Origin of the sequence: Streptomyces sp. 150FB, from assembly GCF_000818195.1 — a bacterium.
In the GTDB taxonomy this organism is placed as follows: Bacteria; Actinomycetota; Actinomycetes; order Streptomycetales; family Streptomycetaceae; genus Streptomyces.
Genome location: NZ_JTHL01000001.1, coordinates 2,080,150 through 2,107,121, shown reverse-complemented (window position 1 = coordinate 2,107,121; position 26,972 = coordinate 2,080,150). Strand labels below are relative to the sequence as shown.

Here is a 26,972-nt window from a genome sequence, read left to right as displayed (position 1 = left end):
CGGCGCGGCTTTCGCCGCCCTGGACGACTTCACCCTGGCGACGCCCAGCCTGGAAGACGTGTATCTCGCGCTCGGCGGACAGACCCGCGGGCCCAGCGGGCTGGTGAAGGCATGACGAACAGGAGCAGCGTCGGGTGACCATCGTGCCTGCGGAGGCCGTGTCCGGGAGCAGCAGCGTCCGGACGGCCCGGAAGACCGCCACCGGAGAGACCTCCACCGAAACGCCCCCGGGAACGCCGGTGACGGCGCCAGCGCCGCTCGCACCGCGGGCGCGGCTCTTCCCCTCGCTGGCCGCGGTGTACCGCGCGCAGCTCTCCCGGGCCAGGGTCGCCCGGATCCCGCTGCTGTTCGTGGCGACTTTCCAGTCCGTCGGGATCATGATCCTGATGCGGGGGGTCGTCGAGGGCGGGAACGAGGCGCGTGCGGTCGTCGCCGGGTCGAGTGTGCTGGTCGTCGCCTTTGTGGCGCTCAACCTGCTCGCCCAGTACTTCGGCCAGATGCGCGCGAGCGGCGGTCTCGACCACTACGCGACACTGCCCGTGCCGCCCGCCGCCGTGGTGCTCGGCGCCGCCGGCGCGTACGCCTCCTTCACCGTGCCCGGCACGGCGCTGACCGCCGTGGCGGGGAGTGTGCTCTTCGGGCTGCCGCTGACGCATCTGTGGGTGCTGGTCGCCGTGATCCCACTGGCCGGAGCGGCGCTCGCCGGCCTCGGCGCCGCGCTGGGACTGCTCGCGCCGCGCCAGGAGCTCGCCACACTGCTCGGCCAGCTCGGCATGTCGGCGGCGCTGCTGCTCGGTGTGCTGCCCGCCGACCGGCTGCCCGGGCCGATCGGGTGGGCACGCGATCTGCTGCCCTCCACCTACGGTGTCGAGGCGCTCGCCCGTACGTTTGACGCGCGTCCCGACTGGTCGGCCGTCGGCCTCGACCTGGGAGTGTGTGCCGCTGTCGGTGTCGTCTCGCTGGCCGTGGCCACCTGGGCGTACCGGCGGGCGGCCGTCAGGTGAGGCGCCGGTCCGGTGAGGCGCCACCCGGGGGCGCCTGGCACGATGGCAAGGTGACCGCACCTCTGACGCCGCCTCACCGACCCTCGCACGACGAAGACCCCTGGCAGACGCCGGGCACCGGGTCCTCGCCCTACCTCACCGCCGGCCAGGGGGCCGGGGTGCTGGACAAGGGGCCCGGTACGAGCAGGGAAGTGCGATGGGCGGTGGTCGTGCTGGTCGCGCTCGCCGTGTCGGGCGTACTGCTCGGCCTGCTGTGGCTGTGGCTCGCGCCGCGCACCCCGCTGATCTCCGACGCCACCGCGGTCTTCCTGAAGGACACGGAGGGCGAGGAGGCGATCGGCGCCGACGGTACGTTCGTCCTGCTGGCGCTCGCCTTCGGCCTGGTCAGCGCCGTTGTGGTGTTCCTCTTCCAGCGGCGCGGCGGCATCCCCCAGGTGCTGGGTCTCGCGCTCGGCGGCCTGCTGGGCGCGATCGTGGCCTGGAAGGTGGGCGGCTGGCTCGGCCCCACGAGCGATGTCGTGGCGCACGCGAAGCAGGTCGGCAAGGGCGTCACCTTCGACGCGCCGCTGGAGCTGAAGATGAAGGGCGCGCTGCTGGCGTGGCCCGTCGCTGCGATGATCATCCACCTGGCGCTGACCGCGCTGTTCAGCCCGCGTGACCCGGAGCCCGAGGTGATCGACTGGAGCCAGGGCCCCGGCGCGTACGCCCCACAGCAGGGCCCCCAGGACTCCCCGGCCGACTCCCCGGCCCCGGCCCCGGAGGCCTCGCAGCCGCCGGAGAGCGGCAGCGGCAGCACACGGTACGGCGACGGCGACGCGTAGACCTCAGGTCTGGGGCTGGCGGTCCCCCGTGGCCGACAGGAGCTGGAGCTTCTCGTGGCTCTCGGTCCCGGGAGTGGCCGTGTAGACCAGGAGCGCCTGGTCCTGGTCGGTGTCGTACAGCGTCTGGCAGTGCAGCTCCAGGACGCCCAGCTCGGGGTGGCTCATGCGCTTGATGTCATTGCGCGGAAGGTTGATCTCGTGCGCGCTCCACACCGCGGCGAACTCCTCGCTCCGCTCCAGCAGCGCGTCGACGATCTCGCCGGCGCGTGAGGCTGCGCCCTGGTGCGAGTAGACGCTCCGCAGCGCCGAGGTGAAGATCCGGCCTTGCAGGGCGCGGTCCTCCTCCGGGAAGATCAGGCGCGCGCCGGGGTCGGTGAACCACCGGTAGACCGAGCTGCGGTCCAGACCCGTGTACTGCGTCTGGTTCCCGACGAGGGCGACCGAGAGTCTGGTCTGGGTCAGCGTCTCGCCGAGACCGGTCACGACCTGGGCCGGAGTGTCGTCGAGACGGTCCAGGATCCGCATCATGCCCGGGCTGATGTGGTCGCCGCGCCGGCTCCTGCGCGGGGTGTTGTGCCCCGCCATCCGGAACAGGTGGTCGCGCTCGTCCAGCGACAGGTGCAGACCGCGGGCGATGCCGACGAGCATCGGCTCGGAGGGCTGCGGCCCGCGCTGCTGCTCGATACGGCTGTAGTAGTCGGTGGACATGCCGCACAGGGTGGCGACCTCTTCGCGGCGCAGGCCGCGGGTGCGTCGGCGCGGTCCCCGTGGCAGGCCCACGTCCTCGGGCTGGAGGGCTTCGCGCCGGGTACGGAGGAAGTCCGCCAGTTGTGCTCTGTCCATCACACGATTGTCCCTCAGGTCGTTGGGGTCGTTGAGGTCGTTCGGGCTGTTCCGGTCGTTCCGGTTGTTCCCGTGGGGCGGGGGAGGGCCGAGCACCCGGCCCTCCCTCTACGCCCGCCCGGCGCGTCAGCCGGTCGGCCCGTCAGAGCAGGATGCCGCCGGAGGCCTCCAGACGCTGCCCGGTGACCCATCCCGTACGTCCGGAGAGCAGCGCGGCGACGACGCCGCCGATGTCCTCGGGGGCGCCGACCCGGCCCAGCGCCGTCCGGCCGCCGAGCATGGTGCGCATGTCCTCGCTGCCGCGCAGGCGGCCGCCGCCGAAGTCGGTGGCGACGGGGCCCGGGGCCACCGTGTTGGCGGTGATGCCGCGCGCGCCCAGTTCCTCGGCGAGGTAGCGGGTGAAGACCTCGACGGCGCCCTTCATCGAGGCGTACGCGGAGGAGCCCGCGAAGGTGAAGCGGGTCAGCCCGGTGGAGATGTTGACGATGCGCCCGCCGTCGGCGATGAGCGGCACGAGCTTCTGCGTCAGGAAGTACACACCGCGGAAGTGCACGTTCAGCAGTTCGTCGAAGGCCTCCACCGTCGTCTCGGCGATCGGCGCGTATCCGGCCGTGCCCGCGTTGTTGACCAGGAAGTCGAAGGAGTCCCGGCCCCAGCCCTCCTTGAGCAGCCGCCGTACGTCCTCGGTGAACGCGTCGAAGCCGTCGAGGCGGCCGGTGTCGAGCTGGAGGGCGTAGGCGGTCCTGCCGGGGCCGGTGGCCGCCGTGACGGTGTCGATCAGGTCCTGGGCCTCTTCGGCGTGCGAGCGGTAGGTGATGATCAGATCGACGCCGTCCTCGGCGAGCCGGAGCGCGGTGTCGCGCCCCAGTCCGCGGTTGGCCCCGGTGACGATGGCGATCTTGCTGTCTGCGGTCATGAACTGAGCTCCCCGGATACGAAGGGGATGGCCGCCGCGTGCGTTTCACGCGGTTCGGACGGGCCATCCGCCGTCCCTCAGCCTGGAGAGTGCGCGGAGCCGGATGAAGGCCTCAGTTGTCCAGGGAGCGGCGATCCCCCTTTCGCGGTCGCGCGGCGATCCGGCGGCGGTCCCGGAGCATCCCGGCAGCATCCCGGATCGGCTCAGGCGCGGCCGATCGGCGCCAGCACGGCCCCCGTGAGCGCCGCCAGGTCCCCCGGCGACAGCTCCACCTCGAGCCCCCTGCGCCCCGCGGACACACAGACGGTCGCGTGGCCGTCCGCCGACGCGTCCAGGACCGTACGGAGCCGCTTGCGCTGGCCCAGCGGCGAGATCCCGCCGCGTACGTACCCGGTCGTACGCTCGGCCGCCGCTGGGTCCGCCATCGCCGCCCGCTTGCCGCCGACGGCCGAGGCCAGCGCCTTGAGGTCCAGCGAGCCCGCCACCGGTACGACGGCCACGGTCAGTTCCCCGTCGACGTCCGCCACCAGCGTCTTGAAGACACGGTCGGGGGACACCCCCAGCGCCTGCGCCGCCTCCTCGCCGTACGAGGGCGAGGCGGGGTCGTGGTCGTACGCGTGCAGGGTGTACGCCGTGCCCGCCGCGCTCAGCGCGACCGTCGCCGGCGTCGAACCGGCCCCCGGCTTCTGGTTCTTGGGCTTCTTCGCCACAGCGCTCCCGTGCCCGCCGTCAGTTGGGGCTGTTCGGCGCGTGCGTCAGGTCCACGGCCGGCAGCGAGGGGAGGTGGCGGATCAACGCCGTCTCGCCGCGCAGCAGTTTCAGCTCCTGCCGCAGCCGTGTCGCCGTGTCCGGCGCCTCCAACAGCCCTTGTTTGGTCGGGGTGTCGAGGATCGCGGCGGCGGCGACGAGATACGACACCACCGACGGGTCGTCCGGCAGGTCGGCGGGTGTGGACAGCGAGCGCTCACGCGCCCCCGCCAGCCGCTTCTGGTAGTTCTTGAAGGCCCGCAGGACGCCCTCGCCGAGCGTCGCCAGGCCCTCGCCCGTCACCTCGGGAAGCTCTTCCAGCTCCGCCGTCAGATACGGGCCGCTCGCGTCCACGGACAGCACCTTGACCCGTGTGGTGCCGGTGGCCAGCACCTCGAAGGTGCCGTCGTGGCGTTCGCGGATCGTCGCGGCGTCGGCGATACAGCCCACGGTGTGGAAGGCGGTCAGCGGGTCGGAGCCGAAGCCGTCGGCGGGACCGTTCTCGGGTGCGGCGGCCGAGCCCGGCATGCCGGGAGCCGCGGCCGCGATCTGGTGCCCGTCGCGGATGGCGACCACGGCGAAGCGCCGGGGGCCGTCCTCGTCCGTCTTCAGCAGTTCGCGCATCATGGCGCGATACCGCTCCTCGAAGACGTTCAAGGGCAGGACGAGGCCCGGGAACAGCACCGCGTTCAGCGGGAACAGAGGGAGGCGTGCTGTGGTCACAACGGTCAAGCGTAATGGCCGCAGGGGTCCGAGTGGACGGTCCGGGCTCTTAAAGGCATTTCCGAGGCGACCTGGATCTTGACCGCGTCCCTGGTTTCGAGGAACTGCCCCAGCGGATCGTCGGTGAAACAGGTCCACGGGAACGAGCTGGCATGAGCCCCGATCAGCCGGAACTGCTCCAGCGCCGCCGCCCATCTGCCGCGTCCCACCAGCACGTACACCAGCAGATTGCGCACCTCGGCCGGCCAGGGATCGCCCGGCTCGTACTGCGCGGAGACCGCGATCGCGAGATCCGCCGCCCGGTCGATCCTGTCCGCCTGAAGGGGCGTGGGCTCACCGCTCAGAAGCTGGGTGAAGGCCGCCCGTACGGGAAGAGCCTGCACCAGCGACCCCGGAAGCGTGTCCTGCGCCGCCTGTTCGGCGAAGTCGAAGCACTCGCGGTGCGAGCCGTACCACTGGGCCGAGAGGAACTGCAACGCCGCGACATGGCAGCCGTAGTGGTGCGAGGAGCGGCGCACGGCCTGCTCCCAGAGCGCCTCGAAGGCGGAGTGCGTGGCGTGGGTGCCGCGCGCGTGGTCGAGCGCGAGACGCCAGGGCACGGGGTCGCGCGGATCGCCTTCGGCCGCCGCGTCGATCAGCGGCCCGGTCTCCCGCAGCCGTTCGGCGCGCGCCGGTGACTCCCACGCCCTGCGAACCGCCAGTTCGGCCTTGACGACGAGCGCGTCCGGGTCGTGCGGGGCGGCCCGTACCCAGTCGGCGAGCCATCCGTCGCGCTTGTCGGCGAAGGCCGCGAGCCGCATCACATAGCGGTCGCGGTTCTCCCACTCGGCCGACTCCCGTGTGGTGGCGAGGAGTTTGGCGGCGGGCTCGTACTCCCCGACGGCAGCCGAGACCAGCGCGGGCGCGAGCCGCTCGTCGGGGGCGTCGAGCAGTACGGCGTCGTCCGGCGGCAGCCCGGCGGCGAGCTGCGGGGTGTGCCGGACCATCCGCACTGTGCTGATCAGGGCACGAAGCAGTGACATGGTGCGGACCATTGAAAACCGCAGGTCGCGGCGGCGCCAGAGGGCGGCTGTGAAGCTTTGGTAGCGGGCGGAAAGGTTGTCCTCCGAAAGGTCAAGGCAGTGCAAAGAAAGCGGTCCGACCGCGACGCGCGCCGGGTCAGCCGCGACGCAGGAGACGTGAGGCGCCTGCTGCGACTGTTGTGGCGAGGATCCAGCCGAGCAGGATCAGCGCGGCCGCCGCCCACTGCCAGCCGCCTTCGAGACGCCAGTACCCCTCCTGCCCCAGGTTGATCACCGGCACCAGCAGATCGAGCGCGTAGAGCGCCGGATTCCAGACCGGATGCTGGTCGGGCTGGATCGGTGGTGGCGCGTAGCGGGAGAAGGCGAACGTGCCCGCCGCCCACAGCACCGCCATCCACAGCGCGGCCCGCCCTGGGCGGTAGCCGTACGCCACCGTCCAGTCCTGGAGGTAGCCCCAGAGCTTTCCGGCCAGCGGCAGCGTCTCGCGGCGCCGCCGCTGCTTGGCGAGCAGCACCTCGCGCGCGTCGGCGTCCTCGCCGCTGTTGCGCAGGACCTGCGCGAGCCGCTCGTACGGCTCGGGGGCGTACTCCGGGGTCGCCGCGGCGACCCACTCCAGCCGCCGGTCGAGCGGGAACAGTCCGTACGGGACGAGGTTCTCGTACAGGAAACCGCCCATCGCGAGACCGCCGGGGCCCGGCCAGCTCGCCGCCGTGTCGACCAGTGTGACGATCTTCGCGCCGCTCAGGACGACCCTGCCCTCCTCCGGGCACTCACACCGGAAGCGCAGCTCAGGAGTGACGATCCTGCGCAGCGACAGCTCGTCCTCCGCCGCCATCACGAACCGCGCGGCGCCCAGGTCCACGGCGTCGCCGAACCGGCCGTCGTCCAGCCGTACCCCGCCGTAGCTCTCGAACTGCTGCTCCCGGGTGCCGAGGACCGGAGTGGCCACGTTCCCGATGCCGTACGGGGGAGTGGCCCCGGCCGCGCCGGTCGCCTCGCTGACCCAGGCGCTGGTCATGTAGAGCGAGCGCTCCACAGTGAGCTGCGGTGCGTTGAGCGCACGCCCGAGCCCGGGCGTTCCGCGTAATCTGCTGCCGCGCAGGCTCAGCGAGACACCGATCTTCGCGCCGCGCAGACTCACCTCGCCATATGTCTCGATCTGATCGGCCTGGAAGTCCTGCCCGACGGACATTCCGTCCGCCGTGAGGGCCCGGCCGAGCCGGTCCGGGCGCACATGGATCTGGTTGATGAGCAGATCTGTGCCGATCTGCGCGTCGGTCAGCCGGATGCCGTGCTCGACCCGGCAGCGCGGCAGATGCAGATCGCCCTCGGTGCGCAGCCGGGCGGCCTCCAGGCGCGGCAGCGCGCAGCCCAGCAGCCGCAGAGTGGTGAAGTGTGACTCGGGGAGTACCACTTCCTCCTCGAACCGGCAGTGGTTCATCTCCACGTACGGTGAGACATTGCCGCCGGCGAGTGTGAGCGGTCCGGTGATCTGGACGCCCCGGAGCTTGAGCGCCGCGACCCGGCCCGGCAGCGCCGGGGGCCCACTGAGCAGCAGCAGAGCGATCACCCGGGCCCGCACACTGCGGTCGGGGCCCCAGGGCCTGGCCGAGAACGGGTCGTTCTGGAGCGGATCGGAGGTGGACAGGTCGTACGTGCTGCCGTTCCGGAAGGCCTGCCACATGCCGATCTCAGCCGAGCTGAGCCAGTCGGGAGTCTCGATTTCCTGCGGCTCGGTCACGGCCGCCTCCGCTTCCCCGTGTTGCTTCTGTACATATGGTCCTTACAACGGTGATTCCCGCTCAGTGACGCGATGAACGCTAATGGTGACGCGTAGCTGTGAGTAAGGCTCGGGGCAGGTATCAGCCAGTGATACGGCGGACCGGCGCCCCTGTGCGGTCTGCGAGAATTGACACCGTGATCTCACGAATCGATCTGCGCGGTTCCGCCCTCCCCGAGGGCGGCGCCCTGCGTGACCTGCTGCCCCGCGCCGAGTTCGACGTCGAAGCCGCCATGGACAAAGTGCGGCCCATCTGCGAGGACGTGCGCCATCGTGGCACCGCGGCGCTGATCGAGTACGCGGAGAGGTTCGATGGTGTGAAGCTGGAGCGGGTACGGGTGCCCGCCGAGGCGCTCGACACCGCCCTGCGGCAGCTCGATCCGGCCGTACGCGCCGCCCTGGAGGAGTCCATCCGCCGGGCCAGGCTCGTCCACGGCGAACAGCGGCGCAGCGCGCACACCACCCAGGTCGTGCCGGGCGGCACGGTCACCGAGAAGTGGGTGCCGGTCGAGCGGGTCGGGCTCTACGCGCCCGGCGGCCGGTCCGTCTACCCGTCGTCCGTGATCATGAACGTCGTACCCGCGCAGGAAGCCGGCGTGGAGTCCATCGCGCTCGCCTCCCCCGCCCAGCAGGAGTTCGGCGGCCTGCCGCACCCGACGATCCTCGCCGCCTGCGCGCTGCTCGGTGTGGACGAGGTGTACGCGGCGGGCGGCGCGACGGCCGTCGCGATGTTCGCGTACGGCGTCCCGGGGCCCGACGGCTGCCCCCCGGTGAACATGGTCACAGGGCCCGGCAACATCTGGGTCGCCGCGGCCAAGCGCTACTTCGCGGGCCGCGTCGGCATCGACGCCGAGGCGGGACCCACCGAGATCGCCGTACTCGCCGACTCCACCGCCGACCCGGTGCACGTCGCGGCCGACCTGATCAGCCAGGCCGAGCACGACCCGCTGGCCGCAGCCGTCCTCGTCACGGACTCGGTGGAGCTGGCCGACGCGGTCGAGAAGGAACTCGAACCCCAGGTCGCCGCCACCAAACACATCAAGGACCGGGTGGCCCCCGCGCTGGCCGGCAAGCAGTCGGCGATCGTGCTGGTCGACTCCGTAGACGACGGGCTGCGGGTCGTGGACGCGTACGGCGCCGAGCACCTGGAGATCCAGACCGCCGACGCCGCAGCGGTGGCGGACCGGGTCAGGAACGCGGGCGCGATCTTCGTCGGGCCCTACGCCCCGGTCTCGCTCGGCGACTACTGCGCCGGCTCCAACCACGTACTGCCGACCGGCGGTTGCGCCTGCCACTCCTCGGGCCTCTCGGTCCAGTCCTTCCTGCGCGGCATCCACATCGTCGACTACACACGCGACGCGCTCGCCGAGGTCGCCCACCACGTGGTGACACTGGCGGAGGCCGAGGACCTGCCGGCACACGGCGCGGCGCTGAAGGCACGCTTCGGGTGGAAGGTGCCGACCGTATGAGCACCACACCACTGCCCGGGGACGGCATCGGCATCAGCATTGACGAACTCCCCGTACGGGACGAGCTGCGCGGCAAGTCCCCGTACGGCGCGCCCCAACTCGACGTCCCCGTACAGCTCAACACCAACGAGAACCCCTACCCGCTCCCCGACGAGCTGGTCGAGCGCATCACCGAGCGGGTACGGGAAGCCGCGCGCGGCCTCAACCGCTACCCCGACCGGGAGGCCGTCGAGCTGCGCACCGCGCTCGCCGCCTACCTCAGCCGCACCGGGAAGCACCCGCTGACCACGGCCAATGTCTGGGCGGCGAACGGCTCCAACGAGGTCATCCAGCAGCTCCTGCAAGCCTTCGGCGGCCCCGGCCGCACCGCGATCGGCTTCGAGCCCTCGTACTCGATGCACGGCCTCATCGCGCGCGGCACCGGTACCGGCTGGCTCTCAGGGCCGCGCGACGACGACTTCACGATCGATGTCACCGCCTCGGTCCGCGCCGTGGCCGAGCACCGTCCCGACGTCGTCTTCATCACCTCGCCCAACAACCCCACCGGCACTGCGGTCGACGCGGACACCGTCCTCGCGCTGTACGAGGCCGCCCAGGCGCAGAAGCCGACCCTGGTCGTCGTCGACGAGGCGTACGTCGAATTCAGCCACCGCCCCTCCCTCCTCCCGCTCATCGAGGGCCGGCCCCTCCTCGTCGTCTCCCGCACCATGTCGAAGGCCTTCGGCGCCGCGGGACTGCGCCTCGGCTACCTGGCGGCGCACCCCGCCGTGGTCGACGCCGTGCAGCTCGTACGCCTGCCGTACCACCTGTCCGCCGTCACCCAGGCCACCGCGCTCGCGGCGCTGGAGCACACCGATACGCTGCTGGGGTACGTGGATCAGCTCAAGGCCGAGCGGGACCGCCTGGTCGTCGAGCTGCGCGCGCTCGGCTTCGAGGTGACCGACTCGGACGCGAACTTCGTACAGTTCGGCCGCTTCGAGGACGCCCACGCGGCATGGCAGCGGATCCTCGACCAGGGCGTCCTGGTCCGTGACAACGGCGTACCGGGCTGGCTGCGGGTCACCGCGGGCACCCCGTCCGAGAACGACGCGTTCCTCGACGCGGTAAGAGACTTGAAGAAGGAGCAGAGCGCATGAGCCGCATCGGCCGCGTGGAACGCAGCACGAAAGAGACGTCCGTCGTCGTGGAGATCGACCTCGACGGCCGGGGCGAGGTGGACGTGTCGACCGGCGTCGGCTTCTTCGACCACATGCTCGACCAGCTCGGCAGGCACGGCCTGTTCGACCTCACGGTCAAGACCGAGGGCGATCTGCACATCGACTCGCACCACACCATCGAGGACACCGCGCTCGCGCTCGGCGCCGCCTTCCGGCAGGCCCTCGGCGACAAGGTCGGCATCTACCGCTTCGGCAACTGCTCGGTGCCGCTCGACGAGTCGCTCGCCGAGGTCACCGTCGACCTCTCGGGCCGCCCGTACCTGGTGCACAGCGAGCCCGAGAACATGGCGCCGATGATCGGCAGCTACGACACGACGATGACCCGGCACATCCTGGAGTCCTTCGTCGCGCAGGCACGGGTCGCGCTGCACGTACGCGTACCGTACGGACGTAACGCCCACCACATCGTCGAGTGCCAGTTCAAGGCCCTCGCCCGCGCGCTGAGATACGCCTCGGAGCGCGACCCCCGCGCGGTCGGGATCCTTCCTTCTACCAAGGGCGCGCTGTGACCGGCCTCAACACCATCCTCATCCTGGTGGGGCTGTTCCTCGCCGGTGGCGTCTACTCCTTCATCAAGCAGAAGCAGCCCCTCGGTGTGATCGTGCTGCTCGGTATCTGCTCGCTGTTCTGCCTGGTCGCGGGTGTCCTGCGGATCCAGGGCCTGTGGGGAGGCTGAGCGCGGTGACCTCAGCGTCGGGAAAGGCCGCGGCGTCGGGAAAGGCCGCGGCGTCGGGAAAGGCCGCGACGGCCAAGAAGGTCGTCGTCTTCGACTACGGCTTCGGCAACATCCGCTCGGCGGAGCGCGCCCTCGCCCGCGCGGGCGCCGATGTCGAGATCACCCGCGACTACGACCGTGCGATGGCCGCTGACGGCCTGGTCGTCCCGGGCGTCGGCGCCTTCTCCTCCTGCATGGCGGGCCTCAAGGCCGCACGCGGCGACTGGATCGTCGGCCGCAGGCTCGCCGGCGGCCGGCCGGTCCTGGGGATCTGCGTCGGCATGCAGATCCTCTTCGAGCGCGGCATCGAACACGGCGTGGAGACCGACGGCCTCGACGAATGGCCGGGTACGGTCGGACCGCTCGCGGCCCCCATCGTGCCGCACATGGGCTGGAACACCGTACGGGCGCCTGAGGGCAGCGAGTTGTTCGCCGGCCTCGACGCCGGAGCCCGGTTCTACTTCGTGCACTCGTACGCGGTGCACGACTGGGACCTCACCGTCACCAACGCCAACATCCGCGCCCCCAAGGTCACTTGGGCCACTCACGGCGAGCCGTTCGTGGCGGCCGTGGAGAACGGCGCGCTGTGGGCGACCCAGTTCCACCCCGAGAAATCCGGCGACGCCGGCGCCCAGCTTCTGACCAACTGGATCGGAACCCTGTGATGTCTTCCCCCATCCCGAAGCCCTCCCCGCCGAAGCGCAGGCCCACACCGCCCGCACCGGCCCCGGTCGAGACGGTGGAGTCCGTGGAGCCCGCTGTGAAGAAGCTCGAACTCCTGCCCGCCGTCGACGTCAGGGACGGCCAGGCCGTACGCCTCGTGCACGGCGAGTCCGGCTCGGAGACCTCGTACGGCTCGCCGCTCGAAGCGGCCCTCTCCTGGCAGCGTTCGGGCGCCGAGTGGCTGCATCTCGTGGACCTGGATGCCGCGTTCGGCACCGGCGACAACCGGAAGCTGATCGCCGAGGTCGCCGAGGCCATGGACATCAAGGTCGAGCTGTCCGGCGGCATCCGCGACGACGCCTCGCTCGCCGCGGCCCTCGCCACCGGCTGCACCCGGGTCAACCTCGGCACCGCGGCGCTGGAGACCCCGGAGTGGGTCGCCAAGGTCATCGCCGAGTACGGCGACCGGATCGCCGTGGGCCTCGACGTACGCGGCACCACCCTGCGCGGCCGCGGCTGGACCAGGGACGGCGGCGACCTCTACGAGACCCTCGCGCGCCTCGACTCCGAGGGCTGCGCGCGCTACGTCGTCACCGACATCGGCAAGGACGGCACCCTCCAGGGCCCCAACCTGGAACTCCTGAAGGGCGTGTGCGCCGCGACCGACAAGCCGGTCGTCGCCTCCGGCGGCGTCTCGTCGCTGGACGACCTGCGCGCGCTGTCGGCGCTGGTGGCCGAAGGAGTGGAAGGCGCGATCGTCGGGAAGGCGCTGTACGCGAAGGCGTTCACCCTGGAAGAGGCACTGGAGGCGGTGGCCCGATGACCGGCGTACGCAAGATCTCGTCGAAGAACCCGTGGGAGGAGTCGTACGGCTACTCACGCGCCGTCCAACTCCCCAATGGGCTGGTCCTGGTGTCCGGCTGTACGTCGGTGATCGACGGCCGGATCGCCGAGGGCAGCCCGTACGAGCAGACGAAGACGGCCTTCGGCGTCGCCGTCACCGCGCTGCGCGAGCTGGGTCTCGAAGCGACCGACGTGGTGCGCACCCGCATGTACATCACGCACTCCAGGGACGCCGACGACGTCGGCCGCGCCCACAAGGAGCTGTTCCACGCGGTGCGCCCGGCCGCCTCGATGATCATCGTGTCGGGCTTCGTCGACCCGAGCCTGGTGGTGGAGGTCGAGGTCGAGGCGTACCGGCAGGGCGCCGACAGCGCGGGAGCCGACGGTCCCGGAGAGCCGGCATGACCCTGGCGATCCGGGTGATTCCCTGCCTGGACGTGGACAACGGCCGGGTCGTCAAGGGCGTCAACTTCCAGAATCTGCGCGACGCCGGGGACCCGGTCGAGATGGCCAAGCTCTACGACGCCGAAGGCGCCGACGAGTTGACGTTCCTCGACATCACCGCCTCGTCCGGCGACCGCGAGACGACGTACGACGTGGTGCGCCGCACCGCCGAGCAGGTCTTCATCCCGCTCACGGTCGGCGGCGGCGTCCGTACCCCGGAGGACGTCGACAGACTCCTCCGGGCGGGCGCCGACAAGGTGGGCGTCAACACGGCGGCCATCGCCCGCCCGGAACTGATCCGCGAGATCGCCGAGCGCTTCGGCCGCCAGGTCCTGGTCCTGTCGGTCGACGCCCGCCGTACGGAGTCGGCGTCCGGCGCGGTCTCCTTCGAGGTCACCACCCACGGCGGCCGCAAGGGCACAGGCATCGACGCGGTCGAATGGGCCCACCGGGCCGCCGAGTTGGGCGCGGGCGAGATCCTGCTCAACTCGATGGACGCGGACGGCACGAAGGACGGCTACGACACGGAAATGATCGCGGCCGTCCGCGCCCACGTAACGATCCCGGTCATCGCCTCGGGCGGAGCGGGCCGCCTGACGGACTTCCCCCCGGCCATCGAAGCGGGCGCTGACGCGGTACTGGCGGCCTCGGTCTTCCACTTCGGCGACCTGCGCATCGCCGAGGTGAAGACCACACTGAGGGAAGCGGGGCATCCGGTGCGGCAGTAGCCGTTCGGGATCCCGCGAAGACGCGTCAGAGCCATGCCCGCACGCCGGGCATGGCTGGCCGCCACAGCTCTGCTGCTGCCACCGCTACTGGCCGTCGGAGCGCACCCGGCCTCAGCCGCCGACGGAGCCGGCACGACCTCCATACCCTCCGCAGCCGCGGCCGGAGATCTGTCACCGGAGGCCGCCGCTTCGGCGAAGGCGGCGGCCTCCGGCTCGCCTGTTGACGTGGCGTCCGAGACGACACCGACCCAGATGGTGACGGCGCGGCCGGACGGCAAGGGGGGCTGGGACTACAGCAGTACGCCTTACAAGGGGGCCACCACTGCCAAGGGCGGCGGTAGTGGCAATGGCGGCGGAAGCTGCAGCAGCCACCAGGGTTGCGGCTGGTCCTGGTCCTGCCACGTCTCGCACATAGTCCACAAGGCCTACCAGGAAGTTAAAAGGCACCCGGTCATCGCGACCGTCATCGCCACAGCGGTCGTCATCGCGGTGGTGGTCGCCTGCACGGCCTGTGTGCTGGCCGCCAGTGCCGAAGCCGCACTGGCATTCACAGGAGCCGCTGAGGCCGGGGCGGGAATCGGGGTCGCGACGGCGACGGCGGCCGCGGCCGGAGCCGCCGAACTGGGTACGTCGACCGTCCTCGCAGGCGTAGGCGCCGCGGCGCTCGCCGAGACAGCGGTGACCACGGAGAAGGCCGAGGCAGGGGCCGCGGCCGGTGCGCAAGCGGCGAAGGCCGCAGCCGACGACGCGTCCGAGGCGGGCGCAGCGGGAGGCGCGGCGCGTGCCGCCGAGTCGGAGCCGAAGTCCGGTTCCAGCCCGGTGGGTTGCGGGGGGCACAGTTTCCTGCCCGCCACCCCCGTCCTGATGGCTGACGGCGAAACAAAGCCGATCAAGGACGTCAAGGCCGGCGACGAGGTCAAGGCCACGGACCCGGAGACGGGAAAGAGCACCGACCGGACCGTCGAAAAGCTGATCACGACCAAAGACGACAAGGACTTCGCGACCGTCACGATCAAGGGCGGCAAGAAGACCTCAAAGATCACCGCCACGGTCAACCACCCGTTCTGGTCGACCACCACACACCGCTGGATCGACGCGGGCGATCTCAAGCCCCATACGGGTCTCCGCACGGCAACGGGCGCATCGGTCGCCATCTTGGCGGTCCACATCTGGCACCACCAACACCTCACCCACGACCTCACGGTCAACACGACTCATACGTACTATGTGCTGGCGGGGGCCACGCCTGTCCTTGTCCACAATTGTGGTGGAGCTATCACGGGACACCCGGCAACATGCGATTGTGCTAATGGCGGCGTACCGAAGGTGCGGAACGGCAAGCTCGCCGGAGATGCCCATCCGAAGACAAGTGTCCCGTTCGATACGAATGGATTCCCTGACTTCTCTGCATGGCGTCACCCGCAAGTGCCAGACGTTCGGATTCAGCTCACCGGTAGTCGATCGAAGGACTTCAGGCTAGCCAATCAGGCAGCGGGACTATCTTCGACTCCGCCTGGCTACACGTGGCATCATAATGAGGACCCTGGGCTCATGCAGCTCATCGAGAGGCAAATCCACGCCGACACCGGGCATACCGGAGGTTTCTGATGGCGGATGTGTTCGAAGATGATGACTACTACACAGGGCCTCAGCTCGACGGCGACATGATCCGTCGGGCCGAAGAGGACCTCGGAGTCGCCCTGCCCCGCAGCTACATCGATGTGCTACTCGTGCGGAACGGAGGAAGCCCACGGCATCGCTGCTACCCCACTGCATTTCCGACATCCTGGGCTGACGACCATTTCGAGATCAGCGGAATTCGTGGAATTGGCGGGGCTTGGGGAATTGATTCCTCATCTGGTGCGGGCAGCTCATACTTGATCGCCGAGTGGGGGTACCCAGAAATCGGTGTAGTGATTTGCGATACGCCTTCCGCCGGCCATGACACTGTAATGCTCGACTATTCCGAGTGTAGCCTTGATGGTGAACCCGCTGTGGTGTACATCGATGAAGATCGCGTCCCTCGGCGGGTGGCTCAGTCATTTGACGAGTTCCTTTCGCGGCTGGTTTCTTGCAATTCTTTTGATTAGGTTCGGCTTGTTCTAGTCGCAAGGAGCACTACTTCCCCAGGATGGACTCGAAGAGGGTGCCTTCGTAGAGATTGAGCTCACCCGTCTTCTTGCTGTGCCACGGGTCATGGATAGGTCCTGCCACATGCAATATGGCAGGACCTATCTGCTGTCTTGTGTTTCCGCAAAGATCCGCTGGAATGGGAATTCGGCGGGGCTTCTGTGATGTTTTGCGGCACCGGCTCACCGGGGTCCGCCGGTGGTGGCGCTGTCGGATGCCGTATCGCTTTGCTGTGCCGGTTGTCGTCGCTGACATGGCGTCGGGTTTTGCGGGCGTGACGCGGGATGTGTGATCACCGAGTGCGAGGCGCCTGGCGGACGGTTCTCCCTCGGTGAGGAGGGGGATCAGGCCATGGCCTCGATCTGTTCCTCAGGTTTCAGGTTGAGGGAGTGCCCTTGACGCGGGTCGAGTGGCGGTCGAGCAGTTCGCGCAGGCGGTCGGTGTCGGTCGGCTGGGGTAGGGCTCTTTTGGGGAGTGGCGTGGTGTTGATTGTGTTCGCCCGGCGGTGGAGGAGTACGAAGAGGCGCTCGGTTTCCGTGTAGCCGGAGAGGTCCGACCACGGGACTCTCATGGTGGTGATGGCGGTTGCGACGCGAACGCCGTGGGCGTCCACTGTGATGGCGTAGTCACCGCCCCTCGCCTTTGCTCTGTAGAGCACGCGCATTCCCAGCCGCCTCATGACCAGGCTCAGTGCCAAGATTCCGACCACGAAGATCGAGACGGGTATCTCTATTCTCGCAGGCTCTCCGTTCACGACGCTCAGTACGCCCACGGTCGCCAGGAAGAGCAGGCCGACAATCACTATGACGCGACCTGTTCGTCCACTCGCCGTCACACGTCTTCGAGTTCTCATCACTTCGGCTATGTCCTCGCGGGAGGGACGGTAGACGAACCGGAGGCTGTCGCCGGTCTGTGATTGCTGGTCGACGGTCAATGTGGCCCCACGGGCTCAGGGCGGTCAGATGGACCCGCCGGCGGAAGATCTGCTGGATCTTATGTGGGTGATTGAAGACCCTCTGACACGGAATGTTGAGGCCTACACCTGGCCGGGGGTGGTGGAGGTGGCAGCAAGGGCCGCGGCAGGATGGCGTTCTCACGGCACAACCGCAGGTTGGACGCTGCCTCTTATGGCCACGGCTGGGCTGGTTGGACGGCGTCGAGGGGTTTGGATGTTTTGCGGAAGCCCAACCATCGTTTGATCGCGCTTTGACTGACCGTCGACTCCGTCGGCTCTGTTGTGCCGTCACACCCGCGATGGCTGCGGTGATCCGGAGCGGTCGGGTGGGCGCGTCGTACTGCCTGCGGACAGGGGGCCGTTGGGGCGGCGGGTGCGGCGAATTGTCTTCGGGGTGGGGATGGGTGGCCTGCGTTGTGTTCATCGTCCGGTCGCTGATCGGCCTCATCGATCTCTGGCGCACCTTCGAACCACCCACGCCCGGCGGCTGAGCCGGGCAGTCTCTTTGGGCGTCAGGCTTGGGGCAGGCGGCTGAGGAAGCTGGTGACCAGTCGGTCGGTGAAAGCCTCGTCGGCCGGTTCTCCCGTCACCAGTACGCGGTAGTAGACCGGGCCCACGAGCTGCTCGACCTCGACCGCGACGTCCAGCCCGGCGGGGAGTTCGCCGCGCGTCATCGCGCGCTCCAGTGGCAGGCGGTCGCGCAGGCGTTGCTCGCCCAGGTGGCCGGCTCGCAGCACCGTGGCGAACGCGGGGTCGTGCTGTGCCTGTCCGAGCAGGGCCCTGAAGACGGCTCCGGCGTCGGAGTGGCTGAGGAACTCGGCCAACTGGTGCAGGTGTACGCGTAGTTCACGTGCCAGGTCGCCGTAGTCGGGCGGGGTGAGGGCTTCGGCCGCGTCCTGGAGGAAGGCGTCGAGGAGAACCTCGGTCTTGCTGGACCACCAGCGGTAGACGGTCTGCTTGGCGACTCCGGCGCTCGCCGCGATGCCCTCGATGGTGACGCCCGCGAAGCCCTTTTCGACCAGCAGGTCGTCGGCGGCCTCCAGGATCGCCTGCCGCGCCTCTTCGCTGCGCCCGTGCCGGTTGCCGTGGTGACGCCTCGGTGCCCGGCCGGTGCTGACGTCCTCGCCGACCGTCTGTCCTCGCTCCATGTGTGCCTCCCGGTTGTCAGGGTAGGTCAAGCATCTAGATTCAACGCAACGTTCCGTCTACTCTAGATTTCATGACACACACCAACACGCTCAACACCCCCGAGGTGTCCTCGGCCCTCAACCGGATGTTCGCCGAGGCGGAGGGCGACGCGGCGATCAGCGAGCGCATCAGGGCCGCTCGGCCCGACAGCTACGCCTCGGCGTCGCCCCGGGAGCAGGCGGACGCCAAGGCGGAGGTGTACATGCCGATTTCCGCCCGCGGCGGCCAGCTCCTCTACAACTTGATCCGGGCCGTCCGCCCCGCCACCGTCGTGGAATTCGGTACGTCCTTCGGCATCTCCACGCTTTATCTGGCCGCCGCCGTGCGCGACAACGGCACCGGGAGGGTCATCGGTACGGAACTGAGCCCGGCCAAAGCCGCCGCGGCCCGCCGTACCTTCGCCGAAACCGGTCTGGACGACCTGATCACCGTCCTGGAGGGGGACGCCCGCGAGTCGCTCGCCGAGGTGTCGGGCTCGGTCGATTTCCTCCTGCTCGACGGCTGGAAGGACCTGTGCCTGCCGGTGCTGGAGCTGCTCGAACCGCGCATCGCACCCGGCACCCTCGTGGTGGCCGACGACGTCAACCTCACGGCACTGGGGCCCTATCTCGCCTATGTGCGCGATGCGGCGAACGGCTACCAGAGCGTCACCTTCCCCGTGGAGGACGGCATGGAGATCAGTTGCCGCCTCTGAGGCGGCGCGCCTCAAGGGCGTACCGATCCGTCAGCGGGTCGCCCGGTTCAGCGCTTCGACCAGTTGATCCCGCGTGAACGACCCGACGTAGGCGGGTGTGCCTGGCTGTACGCGCCAGCCTTCGCGCAGTTCGCCGATGTCCAGCGGGTCGAAGCCGAGGTTGCCCATCACCTCCGCCACCGTCGCGCGGGCCGCCCGGTCGTCGCCGGCGACGATCATGGCGCGACGGTCCGGTGTGCCGGGCCGCGTCGCGTCGGTGGTGAGTTCGGCGGCCCTGATGTGGTTGAACGCCTTCACCACGCGGGCTCCCGGCAGTTGCTCCTGGAGCAGTTGCGACGAGGTGATCCCGCCCGATTCCAGCGCGGGGATCACTCCGTCGCGCGCCGGGTAGTAGTTGCCCGCGTCGATGAGGATCTTGCCCGCCGGCACCGCGGGGATACGGGTGTACGCGCCGACCGGGATCGCGATCACGACCAGGTCGCTCTTCTCGATGACCTCGTCGGCGGTCGACGTGGTGAGGCGGTCACCCAGCTCGTGGATGATGTCGAACGGGAGCGTCTCGGGCCCCCGCGAGTTGCTCAGGAGGACCTGGTGGCCGCTCGCGGCGGCCAGGCGGGCGATCTGCTTGCCGACATTGCCTGCGCCGATGATGCCGATGGTGTGGACGGTGTGGTGGGTGCCGATGTTCATGAGCGGGCTCTTTCGGTAGGAGATGTCCTCCAGGCTCTCCGTTGTCACTAGTGGCAAGGTCAAGTCGTCGCCCGACGGGACCCTTCCTCCGGCCCTCACCGCGGCCTCCGCCCTCTGCAGGTAATCGCTCACCGCTTCATGGGTACGGCCCAGCGCGGCCAGCCGCTGTTCGATGTTCCGGGCCTGCTCGCGCAGTTTCTCCACGGTCTCCCTGGTCGCGCAGGGCAGCTCCTGTCCCGGGGCGGGCGGGTTCAGCCGGCAGGGGATTCCGGCGCGGACGAGTTCCGTGGTGAGGCCGGACTCCAGCAGTTCCCGGATCAGCCTGACCTTCTCGACCGCCGACTCGTCGTACTCCCGGTAGTCGTTCTCGCCCCGGTACGCGGTCAGCAGGCCGCGCTCCTCGTAGTAGCGCAGGAGCCGGGTCGATACGCCGGTGTGCCGGGCCAGGTCGCCGATCTTTATCCTGCCGTGCCGCACCCTGATCCTCTTCCGCCGATTCCGCCCGACTCGACCCCGATTCCATCGGGAGTGTCCCCTGGCCTTCAGCGTGGGTACGTGGAGCGGCATTCCCGGGGAGCCATCACGGGAGCTATCCCGGGAGCCATCACGGAGGCGATCACGGGAGCGATCACGGGAGCGATCAGAAGAGCGGCATCCCCGGCTCCATTCCGAAGCGCACACGTCCCGCCGCCTCGAAGAAGGCGGCGGAGTGGTTGGCGTGCTGGAGCGCCACCATGCCGTCGCGGAACAGCCGCTCAACGGGGTTGCCCCGGTAGATCGAGGACGAGCTTCCCAGCTCGTACATGGCCACCAGCACCTCCCGGCTGACCGTCGCCGCGTGGCTCATCGCGGCCCGCAGGGCGGCTCGTTGGTCGAGGGTGACGGGTTGGGCGTTCTCGCCGGCGGTGTCCAGAGCCGCCGCGGCGGACAGCAGCAGGAGCCGGGCCGCCTCAAGGGCGGCGTCGGACCGTGCGACGACTGCCTGGGCGTGTGCCGACTCGGCGAGCGTGCCGCCGGTGAGCGTCCTCTTGGACACGGCGAGAGTCACTGTCTCCTCGATGGCGGCTCGTGCGACACCGAGTACGACGGCCGAGCAGCCGGGGAAGACGAGCGTGGGGATGAAGCCCCGGTAGAGGGGGCGTTGGACGCGGGCCGGAATGTCGAAGCGGGCGACCAGTTCGTCGGGTACGAAGGTGTCCTCGACGACGACGTCGTTGCTCCCCGAACCGAGCATGCCGCTGACATTCCACGTGTCCTTGATCGACACCTGGTCCCGGCGGAGCGAGAAGAGCCGTACGTCCGGCGTGCCCGCGTCCGTCAGGCGCGGGCTTCCGTCCTGCATGATCACGCCGACCACGGCGAGCCAGTCGGCCCGGTCGATACCGCTGACGATCTTCCAGTTGCCGGACAGCCGGTAGCCGCCTTCGGTGGGCTCCGCGAACCCGGGGATACCCGAGTTCGCGAACACCGGCTCCGGGCCGTCTCCCCAGATCCGGCCGTTGCCCGCCTCGTCGAGCAGTGCGCCGAGGAACCCCCAGTTGGCGTTCCACACCAGCCACGCCACCGAGGTGTCGAGACGGCCGAACCCCTCGTACACCTTCAGCACCGTCTCCAGCGGGGCCTCGAATCCACCCAGTTCGCGAGGGGTGAGCAGGCGGAACGCGCCGCGGTCGCGCAGTTCGCCGTACAGGCTCTCCGGCAGGTCCCGGCCGGTTTCCATCTCATCGGCGGCCGCCCTGATGGCGGGCGCGAGCTGGGCCGGAAGGTTCAACAGTGTGGACTCATGGGTGCTCATGGGTTGGGTGCTCATGGGCTCTCTTCAATCGTCGGGCGGCGGGCACCACCGGCCTCCAGCGCGACGAACGCCCGGGCCGGTGCTCCGGTCCGGGAGCCGTCAGCGCTCGTATGCCCCTAATGCTCCCAATAGTACGAATTCCTCGTTGTGGCTCGGCTCAGGGCTCGCCGACAGATCCCAGATCCGCAAGAATTATTGCGCAACTAATATTGTGCAACTTTTCTTGTCCATCTAGGGTCGGCCCCATGACAGCCGGCGAATCCCGCAGAATCGACGACCTCGACACCCTCAAGGCCTTCGGCCACCCCCTGCGCATGAAGCTCTACCGCGCGCTCTACGTGAACCGCACCGCCACCGCCTCACAACTCGCCGACCAGGTCGACGAGGCCGTCTCGCTGGTCAGCTACCACCTGCGCAAACTCGCCGACCACGGCCTGATCGAGGAGGCGGAGGCGCAGGGCAGCGACGGCAGGGAGCGCTGGTGGCAGAGCGCCTCGCAGGGCGTCAGCTTCCGCGACGCGGACTTCACCGACGCACCCGAGAAGGCCGCCACCCACGCCGCCGTCGGCCGGATGTCGTTCGAGCAGCGCTCCGACCTCTACCGCGGTTATCTCGACGCGCAGGGCGCCTGGACACCCGACTGGCGCGGCGCCGCGTTCAGCAGCGAGTTCCTGGCGAACCTCACCGCCGACGAACTGGCCCGGCTGAGCGAGGAGATGCACGCCCTGGTCAGGCGGTACGAGGACGCCGGGCGCGCCGCCGAGGACGCGGGCGACACCGAGGGCCGGGAGAAGGTCGCCGTGCACATGTACGGGTTCCCCTTCCGCCTCTGAGGCCCCGGCCCGCCCAAGACGGCCTCCCAAGACGGCCGCCCAAGACGCCCGCGCCGAGACCCGAGACCCGAACCCCGACACACCGGCCTCCCGGAGGACCGATCCTCATGAGCGCGCCCATCGGCATATCCGTACCAACCACCGGACTTTCCCCCGCCCCGCCCGTCGAACGCCCCGCCCACCGCGACCCCAACGTCCTGCGCTGGCTCGGTGCCTTCACCGCGTCGACGGTCGGCGACGGCATCTACTTCATGGCCCTGTCCTGGGCGGCGGCCCGCGTCGGGGGCCCCGCGCAGGCCGGCCTCGTACTCGCCGTCGGATCGGTCCCGCGCGCCGCGCTGATGCTCGGCGGGGGAGTGCTCGCCGACCGCTGGGGGCCGCGCAGGGTCGTCATCGGCAGCGACGCGGCGCGCTGCGTGTTCATCCTGGGCATGGCGGCGGCGCTGCTGTTCACCGGGCCGTCCCTCTGGCTGCTGATCGCCCTGGCGCTGGTCTTCGGCGCCGTCGACGCGCTGTTCCTGCCCGCTGTCGGGGCCCTGCCGCCGCGTATCACCACCCCCGGCCAGCTCACCCGCCTCCAGGGGCTGCGCGGACTCGCCACGCGGGTCGCCAATGTCGTCGGGGCGCCGATCGGCGGGCTGTTGGTGGCGCTCGGCGGTTCGCCGGCGGCGTTCGCCGTGGCCGGTGCGCTGTTCGCCGTATCGCTCGCCCTGCTGCTCGCCGTACGGATGTCACCGCTGCCCGGCGACGCGGCCGGCGGTTCCGATCGTGCCGCCCTGCGCGACCTTCTGGACGGGCTGCGCCAGATCCGGCGCCACCGCGTCCTCGGGCCTCTGCTGCTGACCGCCGCCGTCTCCGAACTGGGCTTCGTCGGCCCCGCCAACATCGGGCTCACCCTGCTCGCGCGGCAGCGCGGCTGGGGTGCGGGCGGCATGGGCTGGATCATCGCCGCGTTCGGCGTCGGAGCGGGCGGCGTCTCCCTGCTGCTGGCCGTACGGGGACGGATCGGCCGCGCGGGACTCGTCATGTGTCTGGCCCTGGTCGGCGGGTCCTTCGGTATCGCGGGCCTCGCCTTCGCGCCGTCCGTGGCGCTCGCCGCGCTCGCGGGCCTGTGCGTCGGGCTGCTGACCGGACTCGGCGGCGCGCTGTGCGCCGCGCTCATCCAGACCCTCAGCGAGCCCGCCTACCTCGGGCGCGTGACGTCCGTCTCGTTCCTCTTCTCGATGGGCGTCGCACCGCTCAGCTACCCGGTCACCGGCGCCGCCATCGGCGCCTGGGGCACCGGACCCGTGTACGTCGCCAGCGCGGCACTCTGCGCGGCCGGCGCCCTGACCGGGCTGTCGATCAGGGCGCTGCGCCGCGCCGAACTACCGCACGCACCGTAGGACCGGCAGCGGGCGGCGGCATCGCGCGGGCGGCGCCGGCTCAGACCCCCAGCTTCGCGTCCATCAGCTTCGCCACCGCGTCCTTGTCACCCTCCAGCTCCACATCCGCCGTGCTCTGCCGCCCCGACAGGAACAGCACCAGCTCGCCCGGCTCCCCGGTCACCGTCACCACCGGAGTGCCGCGGTGCGCCACCGCCGTCCGCCCGTCGGCCAGGCGCAGCACCAGACCCACCGGGGCCTTGCGGCCCATCAGCCGGGCGCCCTTCTCCAGCCGTGACCACAGCGAGTCGGCGAAGACCCGGTCCAGCTCGCGCGGCGTCCAGTCGGGCTGCGCCCGCCGTACGTCCTCCGCGTGGATGTAGAACTCGGCGGTGTTCGCCGCCTCGTCGAACTGCTTGATGTTGAAGGGGGACATCCTCGGCGGGCCGCTCCGGATGAGCTGGATCAGTTCCTCGTACGGCTTCGCCACGTACTCGCCCTGAACCCGCGCCAGCCGGTTCGCCAGGGCGGGCACCATCGTGCCGCCCGACGCGTCGAGGCGCCGTTCACGTACGACGAGGTGGGCCGCGAGATCCCGGGTCAGCCAGCCGTCGCAGAGAGTCGGCGCATCGGGGCCCGCCGCTTCCAACAGGTCGGCGAGCAGAAGTCGTTCACGCTTTGCATGGGTCGACATGTCCGCAAGGGTACGGCGGCGGCACCCCGTCCGCCCAGTGGACGCCCGCCCCGGGCCTCCGGCCGGGCGCGGCACAATGGCCGTATGAGCAGCAGCACGGCCCCGGGACCGACCGGGGGCCTCGACCCCGCCATCGCCGCCCGCCTCAAGCGGGGCGCCGACGGACTCGTTCCCGCCATCGCCCAGCAGTACGACACGGGGGAGGTGTTGATGCTCGGGTGGATGGACGAGGAGGCGCTGCACCGTACCCTCACCACCGGACGCTGCACCTACTGGTCCCGCAGCCGCCGCGAGTACTGGGTCAAGGGCGACACCTCGGGCCACGTGCAGTACGTACGGTCCGTCGCGCTCGACTGCGACGCCGACACCGTCCTCGTCCAGGTCGACCAGATCGGCGCCGCGTGTCACACCGGGGACCGCACCTGCTTCGACGCGGACGTGCTCAAACCCGTGGTGAGCGGGACGAGCGGTGAGCAGCCGGCGGTCAGCGGCGAGCGGTGACCGACGAGCGGTGAGCACCGCCCGGTGAGCGACTAGTAGGGTCAGCGGCCATGGATCTTGAGACCTTCCGCAAGCTGGCGGTGGACCGCCGTGTCATCCCGGTCAGCCGGCGCCTCCTCGCGGACGGCGACACCCCGGTCGGCCTGTACCGCAAGCTCGCCGCCGAGCGCACCGGCACCTTCCTGCTGGAGTCCGCCGAGAACGGCCGCTCCTGGTCCCGTTACTCCTTCATCGGCGTACGGTCGGCCGCCACCCTCACCGAACGGGACGGCCGTACGCACTGGCTGGGCACCCCGCCCGTCGGCGTCCCGGTCGACGGGGACCCGCTGGCCGCGCTGCGCGCCACCGTCGAGACCCTGCACACACCCCGCGACCTGTCGGCCGGGCTGCCGCCCTTCACCGGCGGCATGGTCGGCTTCCTCGGCTTCGACATCGTGCGCCGCCTGGAGAAGATCGGCGACCACGCGCGCGACGACCTGCACCTGCCCGAACTGACGATGCTGCTCACCTCGGACCTCGCCGTCCTCGACCACTGGGACAACACCGTCCTGCTGATCGCCAACGCGATCAACCACAACGACCTCGACACCGGCGTGGACGAGGCGTACGCGGACGCCGTCGCCCGCCTCGACGCCATGACCGCCGACCTCGTCAGGCCCGTCGACTCGATGCCCACGGCGCTGCCCGCCTCCGAACTCCCCGAGTACACCGCACGCTGGGGCGGCCCCGAGTTCCAGGCCGTGGTCGAGGACATCAAGGAGCGCATCAGGGCCGGCGAGGCCTTCCAGGTCGTACCCTCCCAGCGCTTCGAGACCCCGTGCTCCGCCAGCGCGCTGGACGTCTACCGGGTGCTGCGGGCCACCAACCCCAGCCCGTACATGTACCTCTTCCGCTTTCCCTCCGAGGACGGCGAGCCCTTCGACGTCGTCGGCTCCAGCCCCGAGGCGCTCGTCAAGGTCGAGGACGGGCGCGCGATGGTCCACCCCATCGCTGGGACCCGGCCGCGCGGCGCCACCCCGCAGGAGGACCAGGCGCTCGGCGACGAACTGCTCGCCGACCCCAAGGAGCGCGCCGAGCACCTGATGCTCGTCGACCTCGGCCGCAACGACCTCGGCCGGGTCTGCGAGCCGGGCAGCGTCGAGGTCGTCGACTTCATGTCCGTCGAGCGGTACTCCCACGTCATGCACATCGTGTCGACCGTCACAGGACGCGTCGCGAAGGGCCGTACCGCCTTCGACGTCCTGACCGCCTGCTTCCCGGCCGGGACCCTCTCCGGGGCGCCGAAGCCGCGCGCGCTCCAGATCATCGACGAGGTGGAACCCACCCGGCGCGGGGTGTACGGCGGGTGCGTCGGCTATCTGGACTTCGCCGGGGACTCCGACACGGCGATCGCCATCCGTACGGCGCTGCTGCGCGGCGGTACGGCGTACGTGCAGGCGGGCGCCGGCATCGTCGCCGACTCCGATCCGGCGTCCGAGGACGCGGAATGCCGCAACAAGGCGGCCGCCGTGCTGCGCGCCGTACACACGGCGAGCCGGCTGGGGACCGGCGGGTGAGGGCCCGTCCGGGCGCCGCCCGAACGCACCGCCCGAACACCGGGTGAGGCGGTAGGGGATAGTGGGGTGCGTGAGTGCCGTACCCGTACCCCAGCCCCGTGCCTCCACCTCCACCGCATCCGACACCCCGCGCAGCCGCCGCAGTCTCGGCGTCGCCCTGCTCCTGGGCGCCGCCGGCGCCGCCGTGGTACTGATCGCCTCCGGCCAGACGTGGGCCAGGGGCACCGCCGCTGTAGGCGGCGGTTCCGTGCCGCTCGAAGCGGGCGGACGTGATGTCACCGGCGTGCCGGCGGCCCTCGCCGTCGTCGGACTCGCCGCGCTCGTCGCGGTGTTCGCCGTCCGCGGCGGCGGACGCCTGCTGGTCTCGCTGCTGCTCGCGCTGAGCGGCGCGGGCGCCGCGCTCTCGGCCTTCCTCGGCGCCGCCGACAGCGCCGCGCTCGACGAGAAGGCCGCGCAGACGACCGGCGAGGCGGCCTCGACCGTCGACGCGCTCAGCCATACGGCGTGGCCGTACGTGACCGCGATCGGCAGCGTGCTCATCCTGCTCGCTGGCCTGCTGGCCCTGCGGTACGGCAAGCGCTGGCCCACCATGTCGGGCCGTTACGAACGGACCGGCGCCACGGCCGCCGGCTCCGGC

At 70.3% G+C, this 26,972-nt stretch carries 29 protein-coding genes and 1 pseudogene; 19 read left to right on the top strand and 11 right to left on the bottom strand.

Features of this window, described 5'->3' with window-relative positions:
• The 3 genes and pseudogenes from QR77_RS48405 to QR77_RS08705 form a co-directional block, all read left to right on the top strand.
• Positions 1-115, top strand: a pseudogene (locus tag QR77_RS48405) (ABC transporter ATP-binding protein); the annotation flags it as partial.
• A gap of 124 nt (positions 116-239) precedes the next feature.
• Entirely contained in the window at positions 240-1,004 is a 765-nt protein-coding gene (locus QR77_RS08710; protein WP_236711074.1) for an ABC transporter permease, read from the top strand.
• 50 nt (positions 1,005-1,054) lie between these two features.
• Positions 1,055-1,825 carry a hypothetical protein gene (locus QR77_RS08705; protein WP_052488617.1) on the top strand — a complete coding sequence of 257 codons (771 nt, stop codon included), beginning with the start codon at positions 1,055-1,057 and terminating at the stop codon, positions 1,823-1,825.
• A gap of 3 nt (positions 1,826-1,828) precedes the next feature.
• Here the strand turns inward: QR77_RS08705 and QR77_RS08700 are convergent, their stop codons facing one another.
• From QR77_RS08700 to QR77_RS08675, 6 genes are all read right to left on the bottom strand, one after another.
• Positions 1,829-2,668 (bottom strand): helix-turn-helix transcriptional regulator, encoded by an 840-nt coding sequence (locus QR77_RS08700; protein ID WP_040027558.1) that lies wholly within the window; start codon positions 2,666-2,668, stop codon positions 1,829-1,831.
• A gap of 142 nt (positions 2,669-2,810) precedes the next feature.
• Positions 2,811-3,584 (bottom strand): SDR family oxidoreductase, encoded by a 774-nt coding sequence (locus QR77_RS08695; RefSeq protein ID WP_040020731.1) that lies wholly within the window; start codon positions 3,582-3,584, stop codon positions 2,811-2,813.
• 203 nt (positions 3,585-3,787) lie between these two features.
• Positions 3,788-4,294, bottom strand: coding sequence for a Cys-tRNA(Pro) deacylase (gene ybaK / locus QR77_RS08690; RefSeq protein ID WP_040020730.1), 507 nt, complete (start codon positions 4,292-4,294; stop codon positions 3,788-3,790).
• A 19-nt stretch (positions 4,295-4,313) separates the two neighbouring features.
• Positions 4,314-5,054 (bottom strand): LON peptidase substrate-binding domain-containing protein, encoded by a 741-nt coding sequence (locus QR77_RS08685; RefSeq protein WP_040020729.1) that lies wholly within the window; start codon positions 5,052-5,054, stop codon positions 4,314-4,316.
• Between the two features lie 5 nt (positions 5,055-5,059).
• A complete protein-coding gene (locus tag QR77_RS08680) occupies positions 5,060-6,088 on the bottom strand; it encodes a hypothetical protein (RefSeq protein ID WP_040020728.1) in 1,029 nt (342 codons plus the stop codon).
• A gap of 124 nt (positions 6,089-6,212) precedes the next feature.
• A complete protein-coding gene (locus QR77_RS08675) occupies positions 6,213-7,817 on the bottom strand; it encodes a hypothetical protein (RefSeq protein WP_040020727.1) in 1,605 nt (534 codons plus the stop codon).
• Positions 7,818-7,993: 176 nt separating this feature from the next.
• On the opposite strand from QR77_RS08675, the gene hisD reads away from it, so the two are divergent.
• From hisD to QR77_RS43350, 10 genes are all read left to right on the top strand, one after another.
• A complete protein-coding gene (gene hisD / locus QR77_RS08670) occupies positions 7,994-9,325 on the top strand; it encodes a histidinol dehydrogenase (protein ID WP_040020726.1) in 1,332 nt (443 codons plus the stop codon).
• Positions 9,322-10,461 carry a histidinol-phosphate transaminase gene (locus tag QR77_RS08665; protein WP_040020725.1) on the top strand — a complete coding sequence of 380 codons (1,140 nt, stop codon included), beginning with the start codon at positions 9,322-9,324 and terminating at the stop codon, positions 10,459-10,461. The genes hisD and QR77_RS08665 overlap by 4 nt, the downstream gene beginning before the upstream one ends.
• Positions 10,458-11,051: an imidazoleglycerol-phosphate dehydratase HisB gene (hisB, locus tag QR77_RS08660; protein ID WP_040020724.1), complete on the top strand. Its 594-nt coding sequence runs from the start codon at positions 10,458-10,460 to the stop codon at positions 11,049-11,051. Before QR77_RS08665 ends, hisB begins: the two co-directional genes overlap by 4 nt.
• On the top strand, positions 11,048-11,218 hold the full coding sequence (locus QR77_RS47380) for a hypothetical protein (RefSeq protein ID WP_040020723.1): 171 nt from the start codon (positions 11,048-11,050) through the stop codon (positions 11,216-11,218). The genes hisB and QR77_RS47380 overlap by 4 nt, the downstream gene beginning before the upstream one ends.
• A 5-nt stretch (positions 11,219-11,223) precedes the next feature.
• Positions 11,224-11,922: an imidazole glycerol phosphate synthase subunit HisH gene (gene hisH / locus QR77_RS08650; RefSeq protein WP_078877769.1), complete on the top strand. Its 699-nt coding sequence runs from the start codon at positions 11,224-11,226 to the stop codon at positions 11,920-11,922.
• A gap of 95 nt (positions 11,923-12,017) precedes the next feature.
• Positions 12,018-12,743, top strand: a complete 726-nt coding sequence (gene priA / locus QR77_RS08645) for a bifunctional 1-(5-phosphoribosyl)-5-((5-phosphoribosylamino)methylideneamino)imidazole-4-carboxamide isomerase/phosphoribosylanthranilate isomerase PriA (protein ID WP_040027556.1) — start codon at positions 12,018-12,020, stop codon at positions 12,741-12,743.
• The gene (locus QR77_RS08640) at positions 12,740-13,168 is read left to right on the top strand and encodes a RidA family protein (protein WP_040020722.1); all 429 of its coding nucleotides are present in this window, start codon (positions 12,740-12,742) and stop codon (positions 13,166-13,168) included. Before priA ends, QR77_RS08640 begins: the two co-directional genes overlap by 4 nt.
• Positions 13,165-13,935: an imidazole glycerol phosphate synthase subunit HisF gene (gene hisF / locus QR77_RS08635; RefSeq protein WP_040020721.1), complete on the top strand. Its 771-nt coding sequence runs from the start codon at positions 13,165-13,167 to the stop codon at positions 13,933-13,935. Before QR77_RS08640 ends, hisF begins: the two co-directional genes overlap by 4 nt.
• Before the next feature lie 225 nt (positions 13,936-14,160).
• Positions 14,161-15,543 (top strand): HNH endonuclease, encoded by a 1,383-nt coding sequence (locus QR77_RS47765; RefSeq protein WP_236710567.1) that lies wholly within the window; start codon positions 14,161-14,163, stop codon positions 15,541-15,543.
• Positions 15,543-16,025 carry an SMI1/KNR4 family protein gene (locus QR77_RS43350; protein WP_078876556.1) on the top strand — a complete coding sequence of 161 codons (483 nt, stop codon included), beginning with the start codon at positions 15,543-15,545 and terminating at the stop codon, positions 16,023-16,025. The genes QR77_RS47765 and QR77_RS43350 overlap by 1 nt, the downstream gene beginning before the upstream one ends.
• Positions 16,026-16,441: 416 nt before the next feature.
• Here QR77_RS43350 and QR77_RS08625 read toward each other — a convergent pair whose 3' ends face one another.
• Complete coding sequence (locus QR77_RS08625; RefSeq protein ID WP_078876555.1) at positions 16,442-16,999, bottom strand: YcxB family protein; 558 nt, start codon at positions 16,997-16,999, stop codon at positions 16,442-16,444.
• Between the two features lie 533 nt (positions 17,000-17,532).
• Entirely contained in the window at positions 17,533-18,168 is a 636-nt protein-coding gene (locus QR77_RS08620; RefSeq protein WP_040020716.1) for a TetR/AcrR family transcriptional regulator, read from the bottom strand.
• Positions 18,169-18,239: 71 nt separating this feature from the next.
• Here QR77_RS08620 and QR77_RS08615 point away from each other — a divergent pair, with 71 nt between their 5' ends.
• Positions 18,240-18,902, top strand: coding sequence for a class I SAM-dependent methyltransferase (locus tag QR77_RS08615; RefSeq protein ID WP_040020714.1), 663 nt, complete (start codon positions 18,240-18,242; stop codon positions 18,900-18,902).
• 30 nt (positions 18,903-18,932) lie between these two features.
• On the opposite strand, the gene QR77_RS47760 is transcribed toward QR77_RS08615, so the two are convergent.
• Together QR77_RS47760 and QR77_RS08605 are read right to left on the bottom strand one after the other, a co-directional pair.
• Complete coding sequence (locus QR77_RS47760; RefSeq protein WP_160310892.1) at positions 18,933-20,069, bottom strand: MerR family transcriptional regulator; 1,137 nt, start codon at positions 20,067-20,069, stop codon at positions 18,933-18,935.
• Between the two features lie 163 nt (positions 20,070-20,232).
• Positions 20,233-21,402, bottom strand: a complete 1,170-nt coding sequence (locus QR77_RS08605) for an acyl-CoA dehydrogenase family protein (protein ID WP_040020712.1) — start codon at positions 21,400-21,402, stop codon at positions 20,233-20,235.
• A gap of 230 nt (positions 21,403-21,632) precedes the next feature.
• On the opposite strand from QR77_RS08605, the gene QR77_RS08600 reads away from it, so the two are divergent.
• Both QR77_RS08600 and QR77_RS08595 read left to right on the top strand, forming a co-directional pair.
• On the top strand, positions 21,633-22,220 hold the full coding sequence (locus QR77_RS08600) for a helix-turn-helix domain-containing protein (protein WP_040020710.1): 588 nt from the start codon (positions 21,633-21,635) through the stop codon (positions 22,218-22,220).
• A gap of 107 nt (positions 22,221-22,327) precedes the next feature.
• Positions 22,328-23,605 (top strand): MFS transporter, encoded by a 1,278-nt coding sequence (locus QR77_RS08595; RefSeq protein ID WP_052488616.1) that lies wholly within the window; start codon positions 22,328-22,330, stop codon positions 23,603-23,605.
• A 40-nt stretch (positions 23,606-23,645) separates the two neighbouring features.
• Here the strand turns inward: QR77_RS08595 and QR77_RS08590 are convergent, their stop codons facing one another.
• The gene (locus tag QR77_RS08590) at positions 23,646-24,278 is read right to left on the bottom strand and encodes a TIGR03085 family metal-binding protein (RefSeq protein WP_040020708.1); all 633 of its coding nucleotides are present in this window, start codon (positions 24,276-24,278) and stop codon (positions 23,646-23,648) included.
• A gap of 84 nt (positions 24,279-24,362) precedes the next feature.
• On the opposite strand from QR77_RS08590, the gene hisI reads away from it, so the two are divergent.
• The 3 genes from hisI to QR77_RS08575 all read left to right on the top strand — a co-directional run.
• Positions 24,363-24,779: a phosphoribosyl-AMP cyclohydrolase gene (gene hisI / locus QR77_RS08585; protein ID WP_052488615.1), complete on the top strand. Its 417-nt coding sequence runs from the start codon at positions 24,363-24,365 to the stop codon at positions 24,777-24,779.
• Positions 24,780-24,829: 50 nt separating this feature from the next.
• Complete coding sequence (locus QR77_RS08580) at positions 24,830-26,335, top strand: anthranilate synthase component I (RefSeq protein ID WP_040020706.1); 1,506 nt, start codon at positions 24,830-24,832, stop codon at positions 26,333-26,335.
• A 61-nt stretch (positions 26,336-26,396) separates the two neighbouring features.
• Positions 26,397-26,972 (top strand): TIGR02234 family membrane protein (locus QR77_RS08575; protein WP_078876553.1); only part of this gene is annotated, 576 nt, incomplete at its 3' end.